General features: G+C 71.7%; 17 protein-coding genes. 6 read left to right on the top strand and 11 right to left on the bottom strand.

What is annotated here, in order from left to right:
* Positions 1 to 28: 28 nt before the first annotated feature.
* The 3 genes from CIW48_RS04330 to CIW48_RS04340 are packed head-to-tail and all read right to left on the bottom strand — an operon-like array spanning position 29 to position 5,776.
* Positions 29 to 3,319, bottom strand: coding sequence for an error-prone DNA polymerase (locus CIW48_RS04330; RefSeq protein WP_149309398.1), 3,291 nt, complete (start codon positions 3,317 to 3,319; stop codon positions 29 to 31).
* Positions 3,316 to 5,070: a DNA polymerase Y family protein gene (locus tag CIW48_RS04335; RefSeq protein WP_149309400.1), complete on the bottom strand. Its 1,755-nt coding sequence runs from the start codon at positions 5,068 to 5,070 to the stop codon at positions 3,316 to 3,318. The genes CIW48_RS04330 and CIW48_RS04335 overlap by 4 nt, the downstream gene beginning before the upstream one ends.
* Positions 4,997 to 5,776 (bottom strand): ImuA protein, encoded by a 780-nt coding sequence (locus CIW48_RS04340; protein WP_149309402.1) that lies wholly within the window; start codon positions 5,774 to 5,776, stop codon positions 4,997 to 4,999. The genes CIW48_RS04335 and CIW48_RS04340 overlap by 74 nt, the downstream gene beginning before the upstream one ends.
* A 231-nt stretch (positions 5,777 to 6,007) precedes the next feature.
* Here CIW48_RS04340 and CIW48_RS04345 point away from each other — a divergent pair, with 231 nt between their 5' ends.
* A complete protein-coding gene (locus tag CIW48_RS04345; protein WP_149309404.1) occupies positions 6,008 to 6,904 on the top strand; it encodes a collagen-like protein in 897 nt (298 codons plus the stop codon).
* Positions 6,905 to 6,914: 10 nt separating this feature from the next.
* Here CIW48_RS04345 and CIW48_RS04350 read toward each other — a convergent pair whose 3' ends face one another.
* Positions 6,915 to 8,132 carry a TIGR03862 family flavoprotein gene (locus CIW48_RS04350; RefSeq protein WP_149309706.1) on the bottom strand — a complete coding sequence of 406 codons (1,218 nt, stop codon included), beginning with the start codon at positions 8,130 to 8,132 and terminating at the stop codon, positions 6,915 to 6,917.
* A gap of 257 nt (positions 8,133 to 8,389) precedes the next feature.
* Between CIW48_RS04350 and CIW48_RS04355 the strand changes: the two genes are divergently transcribed.
* Positions 8,390 to 9,922 (top strand): MDR family MFS transporter, encoded by a 1,533-nt coding sequence (locus CIW48_RS04355; protein ID WP_149309406.1) that lies wholly within the window; start codon positions 8,390 to 8,392, stop codon positions 9,920 to 9,922.
* Positions 9,923 to 9,978: 56 nt separating this feature from the next.
* Here the strand turns inward: CIW48_RS04355 and CIW48_RS04360 are convergent, their stop codons facing one another.
* Complete coding sequence (locus CIW48_RS04360; RefSeq protein WP_149309408.1) at positions 9,979 to 10,656, bottom strand: HD domain-containing protein; 678 nt, start codon at positions 10,654 to 10,656, stop codon at positions 9,979 to 9,981.
* Positions 10,657 to 10,774: 118 nt separating this feature from the next.
* On the opposite strand from CIW48_RS04360, the gene CIW48_RS04365 reads away from it, so the two are divergent.
* Together CIW48_RS04365 and CIW48_RS04370 are read left to right on the top strand one after the other, a co-directional pair.
* Complete coding sequence (locus tag CIW48_RS04365) at positions 10,775 to 11,740, top strand: helix-turn-helix domain-containing protein (RefSeq protein ID WP_149309410.1); 966 nt, start codon at positions 10,775 to 10,777, stop codon at positions 11,738 to 11,740.
* Between the two features lie 167 nt (positions 11,741 to 11,907).
* Positions 11,908 to 12,942, top strand: a complete 1,035-nt coding sequence (locus CIW48_RS04370; protein ID WP_149309412.1) for a TerC family protein — start codon at positions 11,908 to 11,910, stop codon at positions 12,940 to 12,942.
* Positions 12,943 to 12,953: 11 nt separating this feature from the next.
* On the opposite strand, the gene CIW48_RS04375 is transcribed toward CIW48_RS04370, so the two are convergent.
* From CIW48_RS04375 to CIW48_RS04385, 3 genes are all read right to left on the bottom strand, one after another.
* On the bottom strand, positions 12,954 to 13,709 hold the full coding sequence (locus CIW48_RS04375; protein ID WP_149309414.1) for an N-acetylmuramoyl-L-alanine amidase: 756 nt from the start codon (positions 13,707 to 13,709) through the stop codon (positions 12,954 to 12,956).
* Between the two features lie 104 nt (positions 13,710 to 13,813).
* On the bottom strand, positions 13,814 to 14,554 hold the full coding sequence (locus CIW48_RS04380) for a TerB family tellurite resistance protein (protein WP_149309416.1): 741 nt from the start codon (positions 14,552 to 14,554) through the stop codon (positions 13,814 to 13,816).
* A 152-nt stretch (positions 14,555 to 14,706) separates the two neighbouring features.
* Positions 14,707 to 14,976: a hypothetical protein gene (locus CIW48_RS04385; protein WP_043347377.1), complete on the bottom strand. Its 270-nt coding sequence runs from the start codon at positions 14,974 to 14,976 to the stop codon at positions 14,707 to 14,709.
* 221 nt (positions 14,977 to 15,197) lie between these two features.
* On the opposite strand from CIW48_RS04385, the gene CIW48_RS04390 reads away from it, so the two are divergent.
* Entirely contained in the window at positions 15,198 to 15,839 is a 642-nt protein-coding gene (locus CIW48_RS04390) for an urease accessory protein UreE (RefSeq protein ID WP_149309418.1), read from the top strand.
* A 110-nt stretch (positions 15,840 to 15,949) separates the two neighbouring features.
* Here the strand turns inward: CIW48_RS04390 and CIW48_RS04395 are convergent, their stop codons facing one another.
* Positions 15,950 to 16,375 carry a GFA family protein gene (locus tag CIW48_RS04395; RefSeq protein WP_149309420.1) on the bottom strand — a complete coding sequence of 142 codons (426 nt, stop codon included), beginning with the start codon at positions 16,373 to 16,375 and terminating at the stop codon, positions 15,950 to 15,952.
* 167 nt (positions 16,376 to 16,542) lie between these two features.
* Positions 16,543 to 16,758 (bottom strand): hypothetical protein, encoded by a 216-nt coding sequence (locus tag CIW48_RS04400; RefSeq protein WP_149309422.1) that lies wholly within the window; start codon positions 16,756 to 16,758, stop codon positions 16,543 to 16,545.
* Positions 16,759 to 17,250: 492 nt separating this feature from the next.
* Between CIW48_RS04400 and CIW48_RS04405 the strand changes: the two genes are divergently transcribed.
* A complete protein-coding gene (locus CIW48_RS04405) occupies positions 17,251 to 18,126 on the top strand; it encodes an SDR family oxidoreductase (protein WP_149309424.1) in 876 nt (291 codons plus the stop codon).
* A 55-nt stretch (positions 18,127 to 18,181) separates the two neighbouring features.
* Here the strand turns inward: CIW48_RS04405 and CIW48_RS04410 are convergent, their stop codons facing one another.
* Positions 18,182 to 19,756: a cache domain-containing protein gene (locus CIW48_RS04410; protein ID WP_246695119.1), complete on the bottom strand. Its 1,575-nt coding sequence runs from the start codon at positions 19,754 to 19,756 to the stop codon at positions 18,182 to 18,184.
* Positions 19,757 to 20,117 lie beyond the last annotated feature (361 nt).

A 20,117-nucleotide genomic window follows, 5' to 3' on the forward strand; every position in this document is an offset into this window, starting at 1 on the left:
CGGCGCGGGGCCTGTCGAGGGGCGCTCGTCAGTGAAAATCCCGGCTGCGATAGACCCGCCGGTCCGGGGGCACGCCGAAATCCGTGTTCTCGGGCGGCAGCTTCATGCCGGCTTCCCGCAGGTCGCGCAGAGCAGCGGTGAGGTCGCGAAACCCCTCCGCCACGAGGTGGACCACCCCGTCCGCCCGCTGGATGCGGCCGCGCACCGCGAGGAACCGGGCCTGCATGACGGCCCGGCGGTTGGTCTCGAACACCGTCTTCCAGACGATCACGTTGGCGATACCTGTCTCGTCCTCCAGGGTTAGGAAGACCACGCCCTTGGCGGTGCCGGGCCGCTGGCGGATCAGCACCAGCCCCGCCACCGTGACCCGCGCGCCCTGGGGCAGGGAAGGATCGAGATGGGCCCGGGCCGGGATCGCGCCGATCCGGGCGAGCCGCCCCCGGAAGAACGCGACTGGGTGCCCCTGCAGCGACAGGCCGGTGGCGGAATAATCCTCGGCCACCGCCTCGGACGGGGCCAGGGCCGGCAGGTCCACCGCCGGCTCGTGCCGGAACAGGCCGTCATCGGCGTGCCAGGCGAAGAGCGGCAGGGGCGCCTCGAGGAGATGGGCGCGGCGCTCGCTCGGATCCGCCTTGGCGGCCTTGCGCGCCGAGGTCCCCTCCAGGGTGCGGACCATCCACAGGGCGGCGCGCCGGTCGAGGCCGAGCGACCGGAACGCGTCCGCCTCGGCCAGCCGCTCCAGGGCGTTGCGGGGCAGGGCGAGGGACGCCTGCAGGCCCTCGATGCTGGCGTAGCCGTTGGCCCGCAGCCGCACGAGCCGCCGCATCGCGGCCTCCGGCAGGCCGCGCACCACCCGCAGGCCGATCCGCACGGCGTGCAGAGCCGGATTCCCGGCCGGCTCCAGGGTGCAGTCCCAGTCGCTGGCGTTGACGCAGACGCCCCGCACCTCGACGCCGTGGGCCCGGGCGTCGCGCACGAGCTGGGCCGGCTGGTAGAAGCCCATGGGCTGGGCGTTGAGGATCGCGGCCAGGAAGACGTCGGGGTGCCGGCACTTCATCCAGGCCGAGGCGTAGACGAGGAGCGCGAAGCTCGCCGCGTGGCTCTCCGGGAAGCCGTAGGTGGAGAAGCCGCGGATCTGCGCGAAGCAGCGCTCGGCGAAGGCCTGCGGGTAACCCCGGCGGGTCATGCCGCCGACGAACTTCTCCGCGAAGCCGCCGATCGAGCCGACATGGCGGAAGGTCGCCATCGCCCGGCGCAGGCCGTCGGCCTCGGCCGGGGTGAAGCCCGCCGCCGTGATGGCGATCTGCATGGCGTGCTCCTGGAAGAGCGGCACCCCGTAGGTCTTCTGCAGGACCTCCTTCAGCTCGTCCGCCGGCCCGTGATCCGGGTGCGGGGCCGGGTACTCCACCGGGTCGATCCCGGAGCGGCGGCGCAGGTAGGGGTGGACCATGTCGCCCTGGATCGGGCCGGGGCGCACGATCGCGACCTGCACCACGAGGTCGTAGAATTCCTTGGGCTTCAGGCGCGGCAGCATCGACATCTGCGCCCGGCTCTCGACCTGGAACACGCCGACGGAATCGGCCCTCGCCAGCATCGCGTAGGTCTCGGGATCCTCCCGGGGCAGGTCAGCCAGCGTCTCGTAGACCGTGCCGTGGTCCCGCTCCAGGAAGTCGAGGCCGCGCTTGAGGCAGGTCAGCATGCCGAGCGCCAGCACGTCGACCTTCATCAGGCCGATCGCGTCGATGTCGTCCTTATCCCACTCGATGAAGGTGCGGTCCGCCATGGCGCCGTTGCCCACCGGCACGGTCTCGTCGAGGCGGCCGCGGGTCAGCACGAAGCCGCCGACATGCTGCGACAGGTGGCGCGGGAAGCCGATCAGCTGGTGGGCGAGGTCGAGCGCCTGCCGGATCGCGGGGTTGCCCGGATCGAGGCCGGCCTCGCGCACGTGCCGGTCCGGCATGCCGGTGCCCCAGGAGCCCCAGACCGTGTCGGCGATCGCCGCGGTCACGTCCTCGGTGAGACCTAAGACCTTCCCGACCTCGCGGATCGCCATGCGCGGACGGTAATGGATCACCGTGGCGCAGAGGGCGGCCCGCTCCCGCCCGTAGCGGGCATAGAGGTGCTGGATCACCTCCTCGCGGCGCTCGTGCTCGAAATCGACGTCGATGTCGGGGGGCTCGCCCCGGTTCTCCGAGATGAAGCGGGCGAAGAGGAGCCGGTGCTTCGACGGGTCCACCGCGGTGATGCCGAGGCAGAAGCACACGGCGGAATTGGCGGCCGAGCCGCGGCCCTGGCAGAGGATGCCCTTGCCGCGGGCGAACTCGACCACATCGAACAGGGTCAGGAAATAGCGCGCGTAATCCATCTTGGCGATGAGCCGCAGCTCCTCGTGGAGCGTCGCCATGACGGCGGCCGGAATGTCGCCGCCGTAGCGCCAGCGCGCCCGCTCGAAGGTCTTCTCCGCCAGATATTCCTGCGGCGTGCGACCCGGAGGCACCGGCTCGTCGGGATATTCGTAGCGCAGCTGGGACAGGCAGAAGCCGCAGGCCTCGGCGATCTCGACGGTGCGGGCCAGCGCCTCCGGGTGATCGGCGAACAGCCGCGCCATCTCGGCGGCGGGCTTGAGGTGGCGCTCGGCATTGGCCTCCAGGCGGTAGCCGGCCGCGTCGATCCGGCAGCCCGCACGGATGCAGGTGACCACGTCCTGGAGCGGGCGCCGCTCGGGATGGTGGTAGAGCGCGTCGGAGACCGCGACCATCGGGGCGCGGGCGGCCGCACCCAGCTCGGCGAGCAGCCCCAGGCGCCGCCGCTCGTCGCCGCGGCGCGTGTGGCTCGCCCCGAGGAAGGTCCGGCCCGGCGCCGCGGCGGCGAGCGCCTCCAGCCGCGCCCGGAACCCCTCGGGCAGTCGCCGTGCCGGCGGCATGGCGATGAACATCTGCCCCTCCGTGGCCTCCAGCATCTCGGCGAAGGAGAAGCGGCAGTCGCCCTTGCGGACGCGCCGGTTGCCCAGGGTGAGCAGCCGGCACAGGCGCCCCCAGGCCTCCCGGTCCATCGGGTAGGTGACGGCCTCGAACCCCTCCTCGCTGACGAGCCGAACCCCCGGCAGCATCCGGATCTTCGTGCCCTCCGCTTCGAGCGCCCGCGCCGCCGCGTGGGCCCGCACCACGCCGGCCACGGTGTTGCGGTCGGCGATGCCGATCGCGGCAAGGCCGTAGGCCGCCGCCTGCACGACGTATTCCTGCGGGTGCGATGCGCCGTGCAGGAAGGAGAAGTTCGTGGTGACGGCGAGTTCGGCGTACGGGACCTGAAGCGCGCTCACGCGAACAGCCCGTGGACGTACCACGCGGCCGGGCGGTCGGGGGCGTGCGGGCCGTCGCGGTAGAGCCAGAGCCGGTGCCCGGCCTCGCACTCGATGCGGTAGTAATCGCGCTCCGCGCCGGGCTCGCGCCACCATTCGGCGGCGATCCGTTCCGGCCCCTCGGCATGGGCGACCTTGTGGATCTGCGCGCGCCAGCGGAAGCGCCGGGGCGGCCCCTCGGGCACGGTGGCGAGCACGTCGAGGGCGGCCTCGCCCCGGGGGAACAGCACCAGGGGCCGGGGCGGGAGATGGTCGGGCCAGGGGGAGGCGATGGTGCGCGCCTTCCCTCCCCCCTCTGCGGGGAAGCGTGGCCCCAAAAGGGGGTCGGGAGAGGGGAGCGACGGTGCAGAAGGGGGCTCTGCCCGTCCCGCCGGTCGTGCCCCTTTCGGGATCCGGGTTCCCCTCTCCCGACTCCGGCTGACGCAGGGGTCACCTTTCCCCGAGGAGAGGGGAGGGAGCGCCAGCATTTGACCGCCGCCCATCCCCGGCAACGATCCGTGATCCTCCTTGGCAACCCAAGCACGGCCCCGGTCGGCCCGCTCCGGAAGATGGCTCGCCCATGGTTCGAGCCGCAGCAGTCCCCGCCCGAGGCGCTGCGCCAGGGCGTCGGCCAGGAACCCGACCCCGTCACCCGCAATCGTGGAACCGAGATCCATCTGGCGAGCCGGCATGGCGCCGGTCACCGTGACGGCCAGCGCGACCGTCTCGAAGCCGAAGCCGGCATCGAGGGCGGATCCCAGCCGGTCGAGGCGCAGGGAGACGAGGGCTGCCACCCGCTCCGGGTGACGCTCCGGGCGCGACAGGCCGAGATCGAGATCACGCACGGCGCCATCGACCCGGTGAAGGGCGAGACGCAGGGCACAGGCACCGAGCCCGTCTCGCTCCAGCCGGGGGGCGATCTCCGCCATCAGGTCCCGGGCGGTCCGGACGATGTCCGATTGCCGCCCGATCGGATCGAGGAAGCCGCACGCGGCGGCGTATTTGGCCGCCTCCGTCAGGGGCGCCAGGGGCTCGGCCCGGCGGCCCAAGGCCTGATCGAGGCGCAACAGCAGGGCCTCGCCGAAGCGGCGGGCCAGCGGCCCCCGGGGCAAAGCATCGAGTTCTTCGATCCGACGCAGGCCGAGCCGCCGCAGGCCCGCGGCGATGTCGGGGTCGAGGCGCAGGGCTTCGACGGGCAGGCCCCGCAGGGCCTCGGCACATCCGCCGGGCGGAACGACGATCCGGTCGGTCCCGCCGTGGCGGGCCAGAGCGAAGGCGGCGCCGGGCGTGTCGGCCAGCGCGATCCGCGCCGGGATGGTGGCGCGGGCGAGTCGGGCGGCCAGATCCGTGACGAGGTTCGCCTCGCCGCCGCGCAGATGGCTCGCCCCGGCGACGTCGATGTAGAGCCCGTCCGCCGCCTCGGCCGGCCCGAACGGCGCCACGAGGGGTGCGTAGGCGGAAGCCCAGCGGCAGAGCCGCAGCAGGGAATCCCGGTCGGCTTCCGGGTCGGCCGGATAGACCTGGAGCTGCACGCCGATCCGCGCCCGGACACGGCCGAGGGGCTCGCCGGGGTTCAGGCCCAGGGCACGGGCCTCCGGGTCGAGGGCCACGAGCCGCAGACCGCCGGCCCCTTCGGCCGCCACCGCGAGGGGGCCGCGCTCAGGCGCGAGACCGGCCCGCCGCAGCCGCGTCACCGGCCAGTGGCTCAGGCAGATGCAGACGATGCGCGGCATGGTCCCACTCCAGAAGCCAGTCGCCGCCCCGCCCGTTGCGGCAGCGTTCGAGCCGCGCCCGCCAGCGCGGCCTGTCGAGGGTGCCGAACCGGTCCCGCGCCGCGGGCGCCGCGGCGATCCGCCAGCGGGTGGCGGACCCGTTGGGCAGCCCGGCGGATGCCGGCCGCAGGATCAGCAGGAGCGGCGGCGCGGGCCCTTCCGCGGCGAGTTGCAGGCGCCGGCCCGGCTTCAGCGGCATCCCGTCTCGCAGGAGGCCGATCAGGACCGTGAGAGCCCGCGCGTGCAGGGCCGCCTCGAGGGCGCGGAACACCTCCGCATCGCTGCCCGCTTCGAGGAGCAGCAGACGGGCGGGGTCGAGGCCGAGTCCGGCCAAGCCGTGTCCATAGGGCAGGGGCTGGCCCGGGGCCGCAGCGATCAGCGCCTCCCCGGACATCCGCGCCAGATGGCGGGCACCGAGCGCCAGGGCGAAGCCCAGGGCCGCGATCGCGTCCGCGGGCTCGGCCGGCGCGATCTCGTGGGGCGGGCCGAGGACGAGGCCGCCGCCGGGCAGGTGAGCATCGAGGTCCGGCACGCCCAGCGGCAGGACCGGGGGCAGATCCCGGCCGCCGGCCGGCGGCGCGAGGCGCGCCCGCAGGGTCGCGAGCCGTGCCCGGGGATCGGCGCGCGCGATTGCCCCTTCGGTCTCGTCTGCAGGGTCCAGCCCCATCTCCGTCGGCTCCGGTCATGCTGGACGATAGGAACATAACAGGAACACCCACAAACGGTTTCAGTGGGGTGCCGGAATCACGCGTCGCCTCAGCGGCTTGGCCTGTGGATGGCTGTGGACGCCTGTGGAATCGGCTGCAGCTGCCGGTTCCGAAGTCCCGGTTGACCGCAATCGCAGGGCGAGACCAATGTCCGGGCGCCGCGTGCGTGACGCGGCCAAACCGGACCGCGCATGCGCTCAGCCCTCACTCTGACGATCCTGCTCGCCCTGTCGGGGGCGGCGCTCGGCCAGCAGGCGGATCCGCCGGGTGCCGCCGCTCCGGATCCGGCCGCGGCCGCCCCCGCGACGGGGCGGTCTCGCCCGGCCCGCCCGCGGGTCCGCCACGCGCAGGCCCCGAGCCAGCCGCTCATGGTCTACGACGCGCGGATCGAGGCCGGCGACCTGCGGATCTCGGGCTCGGTGCGCAAGCCCGGGGCGATCGTGGTGCTGGACGACGACATCTCGATCCAGGCCGACCGGCGCGGCCGGTTCACCTTCCGGCTGCCCTACCGGCCCTCGACCTGCGTGGTGACGCTGAAGGCGGAGCCGGACGAGCGCGAGGCGGTGGTGGCGAACTGCGCGCCCGAGGGACCGCCCGGACCGCCCGGTCCCCAGGGTGCCGCGGGACCGCCCGGCGAGACGGGCCCCAAGGGTGAGACCGGTCCCAAGGGGGATCAGGGGGCCAAGGGCGAGCAGGGACCTCAAGGCGAGCAGGGCCTCAAGGGCGATACGGGTCCTCAGGGCGAGCCCGGCCCGAGAGGGGAGCCCGGTCCCCAGGGCGCGGCCGGGCCGCAGGGCGCACCGGGCCCGAAGGGCGACACCGGGCCTTCCGGCCTGCAGGGTCCTCCCGGCCCGCGGGGTCCGGTCGGACCGCAGGGCGGCCCGGGCTCGAAGGGCGAGGCCGCCGCCGCCAGCTTGCGGCCCGTGCGCAAATCCGATTGCGCAGGCGGCTGCACGGTCACCTGCGGGACCGGCGAGATGCTGGTCACGGCCCACTGCCTCAAGGGTGGCGCGCCGGTCTATGACGGGGAAGGCGCCAGTTGCCCGACGGAGGCGACCGGCATCGTCGGGTTCTGCACGCGGCTGTGAGGCGGGCGGGTCAGCCGCCGGTCTCGCGCAGCCAGTCGAGCATCCCGGTGGCGGCCGCCCGCCCCCCCGCGAAGGCGCCCTGGAGCAGGTAGCCGCCGGTCGGCGCCTCCCAGTCGAGCATCTCGCCGGCCAGGAACAGGCCCGGATGGGCGCGCAGCATGGACCGCCCGTCGAGGGCGTCGAGCCGAACGCCGCCCGCCGTCGAGATCGCCCGCTCGATCGGCGCGGAGGCGGTGAGGGTGAGCGGCGCGGCCTTGATCAGCCCGGCGAGCGCCGCTGGATCCGCCGGGAGGGCGGCGCCGGCCGCCTCGCGCAGCAGCCCCGCCGCCACGGTTGGGAGGCCCGCGGCCTTGCGCAGCCGGGTCGCGGCGGAGTCGCCCGGCCTGGCGCCGGACAGACGGCGGGCGAGAACCTCCCGGGTCAGATCCGGACGCAGATCCACGACGAGCCGCGCGCTGCCCTCGGCCGCGATCGCCTCGCGCAAAGGGCGCGAGAGGGCGTAGATCGCCCCACCCTCGATGCCGGCCTTCGTGATCACGGCCTCTCCCCGCACCGTGGTGCCGTCGCAGGCGAGCGCCACCCGCTTCAGCGGCGCGCCGGAGAAGCGATCCCGGAACAGGTCGGACCACGCCACCGCGAAGCCGGCATTGGCCGGACGCAGGGGCGACACCGCCGCGCCGAGCCCTTCGAGGAGCGGCACCCAGCGCCCGTCCGACCCGAGGCGCGGCCAGCTCGCCCCGCCGAGGGCCAGCAGAGTGGCGCGGGGACGGATCGCGCGCGAACCATCCGGGGTCTCGAAACGCAGGCCCTCGGCAATCCCCGTGAGGCGATGGCGGGTGCGGATCCGGACCCCGAGCCGGTCGAGCCGCGTCAGCCACGCCCGCAGCAGGGGCGAAGCCTTGAAGCTCTGCGGGAACACCCGCCCGCTCGAGCCGACGAAGGTCGGCTCACCGAGTTCCGCGCACCAATCCCGCAAGGCATCGGGCGGGAAAGCCGCGATGGCGTCATCGAGGACCCCGCGCGGGTGGTAGCGCGCGAGGAAGTCCGCCCGCCCCTCGCTGTGGGTGATGTTGAGACCGCCGCGCCCGGCGATCAGCAGCTTGCGGGCGACCGACGGCATGCGCTCGTAGACCGTGACCGCGCAGCCGGCCTCACCCAGCACCTCGGCCGCGGCGAGCCCGGCCGGCCCGCCGCCGACGATCGCGATTGCATCCCTGTCATCCGGCATCTGCCGGGAGAGCGACAGGCCGGCGCTCTCTGTCAAGGGCGAAGGCCGGATCGGCGCCGGGCGCCATGGGCTGTCCTCCAGCGTTGCGCTAGGAACCGGACATGCCCGAACGTACGTTCTTTCCGATCCCGGGCCCCGCGGATACCGCCACACCGGCACGCGATCGCAACCCGTCCGCGCACCTCCTCATGCCGCCCCAGGCCCCGTCCGCCCCGGACGGTCGGCTGGCACGGCCCGGATCAGAGGCTCTCAAACACGTGGCCAGCCCCGTCGCCGTCACCGAGATCCAGCCGCAGACCAAGGCGCGGCCCGTCGCCCCGCAGGCCCTGCTCAGTCCCGGCGAAATCCGCGCGATCGTCTACGGCCTCATGACCGCGATGCTCCTCGCGGCCCTCGACCAGACCATCGTGGCGACCGCCATGCCGACCATCGGACTCGACCTCGGCGACGCCGCCAACCTGCCCTGGATTGTCACCGCCTACCTCCTGGCCTCCACGGCGGTGACCCCGCTCTACGGCAAGCTCAGCGACATCCATGGTCGGCGGATCATGCTGCTGATCGCCATCGCGACCTTCGTGCTCGGGTCGTTCGCCTGCGCACTCGCGCCCACGATGGTGACGCTGGCGCTCGCCCGGGGCCTCCAGGGCATCGGCGGCGGCGGGCTGATCGCCTTGGCCCAGACCATCCTGGCCGACATCATGGCGCCCAAGGAGCGGGCGCGCTACCAGGTGGTGATCGCGGGCGTGTTCGTGACCGCCTCGGTGGCGGGGCCGCTGCTCGGGGGCTTCTTCGCCCAGCACCTGCACTGGTCGCTGATCTTCTGGATCAACCTGCCGATCGGCGTCCTCGCCTTCGCGCTGACCAACGCCAACCTGAAGCGCCTGCCGCGCCATGACCGCCAGCACCGCCTCGACTGGCCCGGGGCCGGCCTGATGGTCGCAGGCTCGATCGCCCTGCTGCTGGCCCTGAGCTGGGGCGGCGTGCGCTACCCGTGGAGTTCCGCACCGGTCCTCGGCCTCCTCGCCCTGGCCGCGGTTCTAGGCGCCGGCTTCGCGGTGCGGCTCGCCACGGCGGCCGAGCCGCTGATCCCCACGGAGGTCCTGCGGAACCAAGTGGTCTACAGCGCGACGCTCGCCGCCTGCTTCGCCATGGGCACCTTCATCGGGCTGACCATCTACGTGCCGATCTTTCTCGAAGGGGTGATCGGCCTCTCGGCGAGCGAGGCCGGCGTGGCCCTGGTGCCGCTGATGGTCGGGACCGTGACGGGCGCGACCTTGTCGGGACGGTCGATGATCTATTTCCGGCACTACAAGCGCGTGCCGCTCGCCATGATGAGCGTCAGCCTCGCCTGCTGCGCCCTGATCGCCTGGCAGGGCCAGGCGCTCCCCTTCTGGCTCATGGAGGTGCTGTTCGCACTGCTCTCCATGGGGATCGGGACGATCCTGCCGCTCTCCACCATCACGATCCAGAATGCGGTGGCGCGCCACCAACTCGGGATCGCCACCGCCGCGATGAACTTCTTCCGCTCCCTCGGAGGGGCGCTGATCGTGGCGGCCTTCGGCACCATCGTGCTCGGCGGCGCCGCGGGCGGGACAGGGGGTCACGACGTCGAGAGCCTGATCCGCGGCGCCGATCCGGCGCAGCTCGCCTTGACCTTCCGGTACGTGTTCCTGGCCGCCTGCCTCGGACTCTTCGCGGCCTTCGCGTTCCTGGCAATCATGGAGGAGCGGCCGCTCGGCGAGCGCAGCTCGCCGAAGATGGACGGTAGGACGTCGGATAAGCCGGCTTGAGGGTCACGGTCGGTCCGATCCGCCGCAATGGCCAAGCGCCTCGGCCCCGATGCGCCTCAGCTTTGCTGACCGCAGCCGCATCCCGGCGCATGCGCGCCGCCTGGCCAGCGGGAGGCCCGGATCACGCTGCAGAAGTTGCCTTTACGAAATCCCGGCTCCTTGTCGGCAATCACGTCGGCCTTCACGTTGCCGAAGGTGGTATCCGGCTTGTGCCGGATGCCGTCATAGAAGGCCTGGATGATGTCCTCCTTGAAGTCTGGCGTGCGGGGATAAGCCGAGACGACTGCCTCGCGCTCGACATCGGAATACCGGCCGTAAGTCAGGCCCAGAACATCCATCTCGACGCCGGCCGTGACCAGCGCGACCACCGGGTGCATGTGGACCGGGATGCCCGGCGTGGTGTGGAGCGCGATGGCCGTCCAGACCGTGTCGACATCCGTCTCCGGTACGCCGTGCGCCTTGAGGAAATCGCGGGCGGCGTTGGCGCCGTCCACCTCGAAGCGCTCCGCCGCGCTGCTGTGATCCGGCATCAGGCCGAGATCATGGAACATGGCGCCCGCGTAGAGCAGCTCGCGGTCGAAGGTCAGGCCGCGCTGGAGGCCGGCCAGGGCACCGAAGTGATAGACCCGGCTCGAATGGTTGAAGAGCAGTTCGGTCTCGCTGTCGCGGACGAAGGCGGTGATCGCTTTGGCGAGGGCGCTGTCGGGGACGACGGCTTCGGAGGGGAGGCTCATGGACGGGACTCCTTTGCGCTGCGTGTCCCTCTGCGCTACGAGACACTCGGTTTGACATCAATCGTCGTGAAGCGATGATTTCTGCCAACGTGCCCGCACCTTCGGCCATGGCTTTCCCATGACGTCCCTTTCGATCGGACTCCTCGCCCTGCCGGACGTCCAACTCCTCGACGTGGCCGGACCACTGGACGTCTTCGCCGAGGCGAATGCGCAGAGCGGCCGCACGCTCTACAACCTCGCCCTCATCGGGACGGAGCCCGGCCCGATCACGACCTCGTCGGGCCGTCGCCTGCTCCCGGATCGCTTGGCGCCCGCCGATGCGGGCGCGGCCTTCGACACGCTCCTCGTAGCCGGTGCGCCCAGGATCCACGAGGCGGCCGTTGGCGCCGATCTCCTCGCATGGCTCGCCGACGCGGCGGCGCACTGCAGGCGCTACGGCTCGGTCTGCAGCGGGGCCTTCCTGCTCGGGCAGGCCGGCCTCCTGACGGGCCGCCGGGTCACGACGCACTGGGCCGTGGCGGAGAGGCTGGCCGTGCGCTACCCCGAGGCGCAGGTCGAGCCCGACGCGATCTGCCTGTTCGACGGGCCGGTGCGGACCGCGGCCGGCGTCACGGCGGGGCTCGATCTCGCGCTGGCGCTGGTGGAGGAGGACCAGGGTGCCGAGATCGCCCGCCTGGTGGCAGCCCAGCTCGTCATGTTCTTCAAGCGCGGCGGCGGTCAGATGCAGTTCAGCCGCCGCGGGGTCAGCGCCCCAGCCGGCCGCTCGGCCCTCCAGGAGGTGCAGCGCTGGGTAGCCGCCCGACCGGCGGAGGATCACGGCATCGAGCGGCTCGCAGAACGGGCTGGGATGAGCCCGCGCCACTTCGCGCGCCTGTTCCGGGCGGAGACCGGCCTGACCCCGGCCGCCTACGTCGAGACCGTGCGGATCGAGGCCGGACGCCGTCTACTCGAGACGGGCGAGATAGCCCTGAAGCAGGTCGCGGGCGCCTGCGGATTCCGGGATGTCGATACCCTCCGGCGGGCCTTCCAGCGACGGGTCGGCACGACACCCGCGGAGTACCGGCGCCGGCATGCCCGCGGCTGAGGCGCCCTGCGCATCCTGTCCCCGGGTATCGCGAGACTGCCCTTGATTCGCCCCGATCACCGCTTACCTCGCTCCCATCGGCTGCGGGCCCCTCTGGCGGGCGCTCCTCAGCGCCCGTGATGTCGGAGCCGATGCTTTCCATCTGGAATCAGCATCAGGTCCCGCACATGATGGACGTCCTCACCGTCGGATGGCTCGGCAAGCCATTATGGATGTGGCTCGGCTTCCACGTCCTGATCGCCTGCCTGCTCGCCTTCGACCTCGGGCTCCTCCACCGCGACAAGGAGCACGAGATCGGCGTCCGGGAGAGCTTGGCCCTCACCGGTTTCTACCTCGCCCTCGGCCTCGCCTTCGGCGGCTGGATCTGGTGGTATCTCGGGCCGCAGTCCGGCCAGGAATATGTCACCGGCTTGGTGGTCGAGAAGTCGCTGTCGATGGACAACGTCTTCGTCATCGCCATGATCCTCACGGCACTGGGCGTCCCCCGGGCGGCCCAGCACCGGGTCCTTCTCTGGGGCATCCTGGCGGCGGTGGTGCTGCGCGGCCTGATGATCGGGCTCGGCGCCGCCCTGGTGCATGAGGTGCACTGGGTGCTGTCGCTGTTCGCGGCCTTCCTGATCTACGCCGGCCTGAAGATCCTGTTCTCGGGCGACGAGGAGGAGGGCGACTTCCGGAACAGCGCCGTCGTGCGCTGGTTCAAGACCACCTTCCGAGTCACTCCCGACCTGCACGGCCAGCGCTTCACCGTGCGCAAGACCGATCCGAAGACCGGCCGGGTCGCCCTGTACTTCACCCCGCTGGCACTCGCCCTGGTGCTGGTCAACGGTGCCGACGTGATCTTCGCGGTCGACAGCGTCCCGGCGATCTTCGCGATCACCACGGACACGTTCGTGGTCTACACCTCCAACATCTTCGCGATCCTGGGCCTGCGCGCCCTCTACTTCGCGCTGGCCGCGATGGTCGACCGGTTCGCCTATCTGAAGACGGCCCTCGCCTTCATCCTGATCTTCATCGGCGCCAAGATCGTGGTGGCCGACACGTTCGGGCTGGTGACCGTGCCGCCGTGGGTCTCCCTGGTGGTGACCCTGACGCTGCTGGCGGCCGGCGTCTTCTACAGTCTCTGGCGGACCCGGACCGACGCGCCGACTCCGTCGGCCTCGGAGGCCAGGCACCCCCACGAAGCCCGGGCCCACCGCGCCTGAGGGACCGGCCCTCAGGCCGCCGGCAGCGCCGCGATCAGATCGCGCAGGGTGGTGATGGTCGAGGCATCGGCCACGCCGTCCACCCGCGCCGGGCGGAAATGGCGCTGGAACGCGGCGACCACCGCCTGGGTGTGTTCGTCAAACACCCCGGTCACCGGCTGGTCGTAGCCGTAGAGCGCGAACATCGCCTGCAGCGCCTCGACGGGTTGACCAGCGTCGCCCAGCGCGAAGAACCGGCCGTCCTGCAGGCGGGCGGGGGGCACGTGATGACCCACCCCCGCCGCGGCGAGGCGCTCCCACGGGAAGGTCTCGCCCGGATCCTCCTTGCGCTCGGGCGCGATGTCGGAATGGGCGAGCACGCGCTCCGGCGGGATCGGCCAGCGGCCGAGGATGTCCCGGGCCAGCGCGATCACCGCGTCGACCTGCGCCTCCGGATAGGGCGGCAGGCCGCCGGCATGACCCGGATGGACGATCTCGATCCCGATCGACCGGGAATTGACGTCGGTCTCGCCCTTCCAGGCGCCGGCGCCGGCATGCCAGGCCCGGCGGCCCTCCGGCACCATCTGAACGATTCCGCCATCCTCGAACACGAGATAGTGGGCCGAGACCTCGCTCAGCGGATCGCGCAGGCGTGCCAGGGCGGCGGCCCCGCTCTCCATCCCGGTGTAGTGCAGGATCAGCAGGTCGAGCGGTCCCGTGCGGCGGGCGCCGTGGTTCGGCGAGGGCGCGACGCGGCGGGCGAGGGGGCTGTCCGGATTCAGCGTCATGCCGGGCTTGTGCCACGGTTGGAGCCGCGACGCATCGGATCGCGCGGAACGCAGCGCGTTACCCGGCGCGCGTCCTCACCTGCTCGGATCCGGCGGCGTGAGACTCACCGCAGCCCGCGCTCCTTCGCGATCCGGTCGTAGGCCGCGTTGATCGCGGCGAGCCGCCGGGTGGCGATGGCCACCGCCTCCGTCGGAAGACCGCGGGCCAGCGCCCGATCCGGGTGATGCTCGGCCACCAGCGCGCGATGGCGCGCCTTCACGGCGGCGTCGTCCGCCGCACGGTCGAGCCCGAGGACGCCGTAGGGATCGTCCGGCAGCCGCACGTGCCGGGCGGCGATGCGCCGGAACGCGGCCTCGTCGAAGCCGAAAATTCCGGAGACCGCGCGCAGGTAGCGCTCCTCGGCCTCGTGCAGCGCACCGTCGGCGCCCGCGATCTGGAACAGGCCGTCGAGCACGTCCTCCAGCAGGGCCGGCTCGTCGCCGAAGGTCGTCGCCAGCTGGCGTGCGTAGGCCTCGAAGCCGTTCGTGGTCTTCTTGGCGAGGTCGAACAGGCGCTCCACACCCGGGCGCGCGGCGGGCTCCACCCGCACGACCCGACCAAAGGCCTCGACCTCCGAGGGCAGCACGACGCCGTCGGACTTAGCCATCTTGGCGGCGAGGGCCACGAGGCCCGTGGTGAACACGACGTCGCGCGGCGTCCGCCCGAAGAGCGCGCCGACCCGGTCCATCAGGAAATGGCCCGCAACGCCCCCGATCAGCGCCCCGAGCGGGCCACCGATCGCGAGGCCGAAGCCGGCGCCCCCGAGCTTGCCCCAGACGCCCTGAGACTTGGTCTCCTGGCTCATGGGCGACCCGGTCCCGGCGCTGATCCTCGGCTCGGTTCTATCATCGGGGGCGGCGTGGTTCCGGCGCCGGAACGCACCCGGCCAAGCGACGGGATAGCCGCTCTGCACGCCGCGAGGAAGGGCCGGGACGCGCCCGGCCCGCCCAGCTCAGCTTAGCGGCAGTAGACGTTGCCGTAAGCGTCGCGATACGTGCCATAGGGGCAGCGCGGCGCGGTCGAGGCCCCCACGATGGCGCCGCCGGCGCCGCCGATCGCGGCACCCGCCAGGGCGCCGCCCGCGCGGCCGGTGGCGGCCGCGCCGATTGCCGCACCGGTCAGGGCGCCGAGGCCCGCACCGCCCAGAGCCCGGTCTTCCGGGGTGTTGCAGCCGGCGAGCGAGAGGGCGGCGATAGTGGCGAGGGCGGCTGCCGTCAGCTTCTTCATGGTCCCCAGAACTCCCTTGTGCATTCAGTCCGGCCGGTGGCCGTGATCGCGGCGGATCGCCCCGAGCTTAGCAGGAAAGGAATGTCGGCCATACGGCTAAGGTTCCATCGGCTGCGCGATGAGTTGCACCGGGTTCCCGTCTCGCCCTATGCCACGGTCCAGAGGCGGCGCTCCGGCCGGGGTACCGCAGAGCCATATCCGGCACCACGTCCGAGGATCCCATGCCGACAGCCACCACGATCGTCCGCCGGGCCGCGGTGCGCGCCGACCGTGTCGCCGATACGGTGACCCTCGATCGCGCAGCTCGGGATGCCGTTGCGGGATCCCTGGTCGGCGAGGGCGGGCTCGCCTTCGACGTCGCGCTCACCAAGGCCGCGGCCCTGGAAGACGGCGACGCCCTGCGCCTCGACGACGGTCGTCTCGTCGCGGTGCAGGCGGCCGCCGAGGACCTTCTGGAGGTGCGCGCCGAGAATCCGGCCCGCCTGCTGCGCCTGGCCTGGCAGCTCGGCGGCAGCCACGTGGACGCCGAGATCGGCGCGGACGTGCTCTACGTCCCGGCTACCCCTGCCGCGGCCGAACTCGTGCGCGGGCAGGGCTGCGTCGCGACCCCGGTCTCCCGCGCCTTCCGGCCCGAGCACGCCGCCCACGATCACAGCACCTGCGGGCACGATCACGGCCACGATCATCATGCCCACCATGATCACGGCCACGATCAGCACGGGCACGATCACGCGCATGACCATGGTCACAGCCATGAGCACAGTCACGAACACCATCGCGAGCACGGGCACCAGAAGCACGGCCATGATCACGGTCATGATCACGGCCACGTGCACGGTCCCGGCTGCGGCCACGATCATTAGCCCTTGAACCCGGCCCGGTCCGGAGCGGCGCCCGGGGACCGGGCCCGTCAGCGGGGCCGATCGGGGATTCTACGCCGGCCCCCGGCCGCGGCGCGGACGGCCCGCCGCCGTCACGCCGCGGGAATGAAGCGCAGCGTGCCGGCGCGGCGCGTGGGCTGGCCGGTATCGTTCGTGTGATTGACGCCGTCCATCACCGGAACCTCCGGGAAATCGAAGGGGCTGACCCCGTCCAGACAGGCGACGTTGACGGCATGGACGTTCGGGTCCGACCGCCGCTGATGATGCGTGTAGATGCCGCAACGGGAGCAGAAGAAGTGCTGCGCCACCCCGGAATGGAACCGGTAGGTCGTCAGCGCCTCCGCACCCTGCAGGATCCTCACCCCGCCCGGCTGCGCCATGACGACGACGGCGCCGCGCATGCGGCAATAGGAGCAGGTGCATCGGCGGATCGTCGCGAGATCGTCGCTGAGGGCTGCCTCGAAGCGCACGGCGCCGCAATGACACCGTCCGGTCCGGATCGTCGCATCGTCCGCCATGGTGCTGGTGCCCCCGTGCGATTTCCTGGGATCCGGCTCAGCGACCGGTCCAACAGCCTCCCCGACGGTCTAGGTGCGAGCGAGGATGCCGACAATCGTCATGTCTTCACACAGCATGTGAGGAAAACTCACGCGCCGACGCCTCGGGAGACCGCGATCGCCGCCGGTCACAAGCGCTTCGGCACGGGCCTGCGGCAGTACAGGCTCGCCGCCTCGGCAGACAGGCTGTCCTGGGCGGCCACGCACTGGTCGAGGGTGAGGCCGATGCTGGCCGCGTAGGGCTCGTTCGGCGACAGCGCCGCGCGGGCGAGGGCCGCCAGGTACAGCAGGAACGCCGCGACCGCCCCGATCACCGCCGCGACGACCGCACGGTTCAGCAGCATCTCCGGCGCCCGCTCATGGCATCCCGACCAGCAGCAGCGCGAGCACGAGCACCGTGAGCCCCACGCCGATCAACGCCACGGCGGTGTAATCGCGTCCGGGCCGGTGCATGGTGGTGCGACCTGAACGGGTCATCATCCGCGCCCCGGGTTCATGTCCTGGATCCGTGTCCCGGGGCTGACTCACTGCAGCAGGCCCCACAGGCCCGTAGCCAGTCCGAAGGTGAGCGAGAGCATCGCTGCGCAGAGCAGGACGCGATCGATCACGCGGGCGGCCCGATCCTCCGGCTGAACGTCGATCATAGCGCGATCCCCTTAAGGCCAGACTGACGATGGCCTGTTGCTGACCTGTGTCGGCCCGTCGTCGGGAAACGGGTTCGTGTCTCCGCTCGGCAGGGGCCGGCCCGAACGTGAATCGGCCGCGGCGCGGCGCCAGGGCAGCGGAACACCCTGGTCACCGTTCAGTTGGACCGGCATCTCAACCGGAGACGACGCGTGACCACGGATCCGCTGCACAAGTATCCCCGCCCGCCCTTCGCGGCGCAGCCTCAGAGCTTCCCGGGCATGACCGGGCGCATGGAGCCGGAACCCGACCACGGCGAGGCGAGCTACAAGGGCTCGGGCAAGCTGACCGGTCAGGCGGCGCTGATCACCGGCGGCGACAGCGGCATCGGCCGCGCGGTCGCCATCGCCTTCGCGCGGGAGGGGGCGGACGTCGCCATCTCCTACCTGCCGGACGAGCAGGCCGACGCGGAAGCGGTCGCCCAATGGATCGAGAAGGCGGGACGGCGCGCGCTGCTGCTGCCGGGCGACCTCAAGGACGCCGCCTACGCACGCCAGATCGTCGCCCGCACGGTGGAGACGTTCGGCCGCCTGGACGTGCTGGTCAATAACGGCGCGTTCCAACAGCCGAACGCGGACCTCGCCGGAATCGACGACACCGTGTTCGAGGACCATTTCCGCACCAACGTGTTCGGCCCGTTCTACGTGACCAAGGCGGCGCTCGCCCATCTGAAGCCCGGCGCCTCGGTGATCTTCACCTCCTCGGTGAATTCCAAGCATCCAATGCCGTCCCTGCTGGCTTACAGCGCCACCAAGGGCGCCCTGAGCAACATGGTGCTGAGTCTGGCCCAGCTGCTTGCCGAGACAGGCGTGCGCGTGAACGGCGTGCTGCCCGGTCCCATCTGGACCCCGTTCATTCCCTCCGGGATGAGCCAGGATTCGGTGAAATCCTTCGGCAGCCAAGTGCCGTTCGGCCGGCCCGGGCAACCGGCCGAACTCGCCTCGGCCTACGTGATGCTGGCCTCGGAGGAGAGCAGCTACACGTCGGGCGCGCTCGTCACGGTGGCCGGTGCCATGCCGGTGTTCTGACACTCCGCCTGGACAGCACTCACCACGGCGGGTGCCGTCCGAGCCGACGGCGGTCTCAGGCGGCGCGCATCTCGGCGAGGAAGCGCAGGACTTCGGCGCGCAGAGCCTCGGCGCTGCGGCAGACATCGCTGGCGGCCGCGCCGACCTCGCCGGCCACGCGGCGCGTTGCCTCCGCGGCGGCCGAGGCGGAGACGACGTTCTGGCTCACGGAATCGGTTCCGCGGGCAGCCTCGTCGATATTCTGCGAGATGTGCCCCGTGGCGAACCGCTGCTGCTCGACGGCCGCTGCGATGGCGCTAGCGATGGCGTTCATCGTGTCGACCGTGCCGCCGATCGCGCGGACCGCGTGTACCGCCTGTGTGGTCTCGCCCTGGATCGCGGCGATCTGGGCGGTGATCTCCTCGGTGGCTTTCGCGGTCTGCCCGGCCAAACCCTTCACCTCGGCGGCGACCACCGCGAATCCGCGCCCCGACGCGCCGGCCCGCGCCGCCTCGATCGTCGCGTTCAGCGCCAGGAGGTTCGTCTGCTCGGCGATCGCCGAGATGATCCGCACGACCTCCCCGATCTTCTCCGCCGCCCCTGCCAGCCCGCGGATCTGTCGATCGGTCCGCTCCGCCTCGGTTACGGCCTGACCGGCGATCTCGGCCGACTTGGTGACCTGCCCGCTGATCTCTCCGATCGAGACCGACAGTTCCTCGGTGGCCGCCGCCACCGTCTGCACGTTGGTCGCGGCCTGCTGCGCGGCGCCGGCTGCCGAACCGGCCTGCTGCGCCGCCTCCACGGCGGTCGCCGACATCGCCCGGCAGGCTTCGCGCATTCCGGAGGCCGCGCCGTCGACCTGCGCCAGGAGTTCGCTCGCCTCGGCATCGAAGCTGCGGGTCACCGCCTCCATCCAGCGGGCGCGCTCCTGCCGACGATCCTGCTCCGCCAGTTGTTCGGATGACAGCGTCTGCGCCTGAATCATGCTGTCCCGGAACACGCCGGCAGCCTCGGCCATCTGGCCGATCTCGTCGCGCCGGCCGCGCCCCGGGATGTCGACATCCATCTCGCCACCCGCGAGCCGACGCAGGGCCGACGTGAAGGCGCTCAGCGGGCGCGTGATACTGCGCGCCAGCAGGAATCCCACCACCCCGATCCCGATCGCGAGGGGCGTCAGCCAGAGCAGGGTGGTGACCATCCGCGCCCGGTCCATGGCATGGATGTCGTCCACGTAGAGCGCGGAGCTGATGACCCAGTGCCACGGCTCGTAGGCGAGCGAGTAGGCGACCTTCGGGGCCGGCTCGGTCTCGCCGAGCCGAGCCCAGCGGTACTCGGTGAAGTCGCCGCCGGCCTGGGCGCGCTGGATCATCGTCCAGACGAAGGTCTTCTTCATCGCCGCGTCGTCGCGCGACCGAGTGCCTTCGATCTTGGGATCGGGATGCACGACGTTGCGGCCGATATTGCCCGGGGCCGAGCTGTAGACGAAGACGTAGTCGCTGCCGTTGTAGCGCATCGCCCGCAGGGCATCGGCGGCACGCCGTTGTGCCTCGTCGGCCGTGATGGCTCCAGCCTCCGCCTGACTGGCGAACGCCGCCACGATGCCGTGCGCCGACTCGACCTGGGCGCGGATTGCGGCCTTACGGCCGTCCATCATCACCGGGCCAACGGACGATACCTGAATGCCCACGATCCCTATAAATGCCAGCAAAATGCCACTGACAAGATAAAACAACTTGTTTCCAATTGTCATTGCCTATATTCCCATTAATCAAGGGACATTTCAAAGTTTTATCGAAACGAATCGGCGATCATCAAGAATCGCATGGGAACATTATCTCTCGTATTCTTGGAATCATTCCATGCTAACCGCACATGCGTGCCATGCCACGGCTTGATCTTCGGGGCCCGCGCGACGTCCGAGGAACGACCGTCACGACCGGGCGGCGCGCCGACCGATGCCGCCTCGCTGTGCCGGTCGCGACGCCGGCGACGCTCGGCCGGCACCGCACGTC

The sequence above is a fragment of the Methylobacterium sp. P1-11 genome, assembly GCF_008329595.1.
Taxonomy (GTDB): domain Bacteria; phylum Pseudomonadota; class Alphaproteobacteria; order Rhizobiales; family Beijerinckiaceae; genus Methylobacterium.

Bases quoted from the DNA above. Each gene is read 5' to 3' on its own strand.
- CIW48_RS04410 (WP_246695119.1), bottom strand. From the start codon at position 19,756: ATGGACGGCCGTAAGGCCGCAATCCGCGCCCAGGTCGAGTCGGCGCAC.
- CIW48_RS04375 (WP_149309414.1), bottom strand. From the start codon at position 13,709: ATGACGCTGAATCCGGACAGCCCCCTCGCCCGCCGCGTCGCGCCCTCG.
- CIW48_RS04350 (WP_149309706.1), bottom strand. From the start codon at position 8,132: ATGCCGGATGACAGGGATGCAATCGCGATCGTCGGCGGCGGGCCGGCC.
- CIW48_RS04380 (WP_149309416.1), bottom strand. From the start codon at position 14,554: ATGAGCCAGGAGACCAAGTCTCAGGGCGTCTGGGGCAAGCTCGGGGGC.
- CIW48_RS04400 (WP_149309422.1), bottom strand. From the start codon at position 16,758: ATGCTGCTGAACCGTGCGGTCGTCGCGGCGGTGATCGGGGCGGTCGCG.
- CIW48_RS04390 (WP_149309418.1), top strand. From the start codon at position 15,198: ATGCCGACAGCCACCACGATCGTCCGCCGGGCCGCGGTGCGCGCCGAC.
- CIW48_RS04395 (WP_149309420.1), bottom strand. From the start codon at position 16,375: ATGGCGGACGATGCGACGATCCGGACCGGACGGTGTCATTGCGGCGCC.
- CIW48_RS04345 (WP_149309404.1), top strand. From the start codon at position 6,008: ATGCGCTCAGCCCTCACTCTGACGATCCTGCTCGCCCTGTCGGGGGCG.
- CIW48_RS04385 (WP_043347377.1), bottom strand. From the start codon at position 14,976: ATGAAGAAGCTGACGGCAGCCGCCCTCGCCACTATCGCCGCCCTCTCG.
- CIW48_RS04370 (WP_149309412.1), top strand. From the start codon at position 11,908: ATGATGGACGTCCTCACCGTCGGATGGCTCGGCAAGCCATTATGGATG.
- CIW48_RS04365 (WP_149309410.1), top strand. From the start codon at position 10,775: ATGACGTCCCTTTCGATCGGACTCCTCGCCCTGCCGGACGTCCAACTC.
- CIW48_RS04360 (WP_149309408.1), bottom strand. From the start codon at position 10,656: ATGAGCCTCCCCTCCGAAGCCGTCGTCCCCGACAGCGCCCTCGCCAAA.
- CIW48_RS04340 (WP_149309402.1), bottom strand. From the start codon at position 5,776: ATGGGGCTGGACCCTGCAGACGAGACCGAAGGGGCAATCGCGCGCGCC.
- CIW48_RS04335 (WP_149309400.1), bottom strand. From the start codon at position 5,070: ATGCCGCGCATCGTCTGCATCTGCCTGAGCCACTGGCCGGTGACGCGG.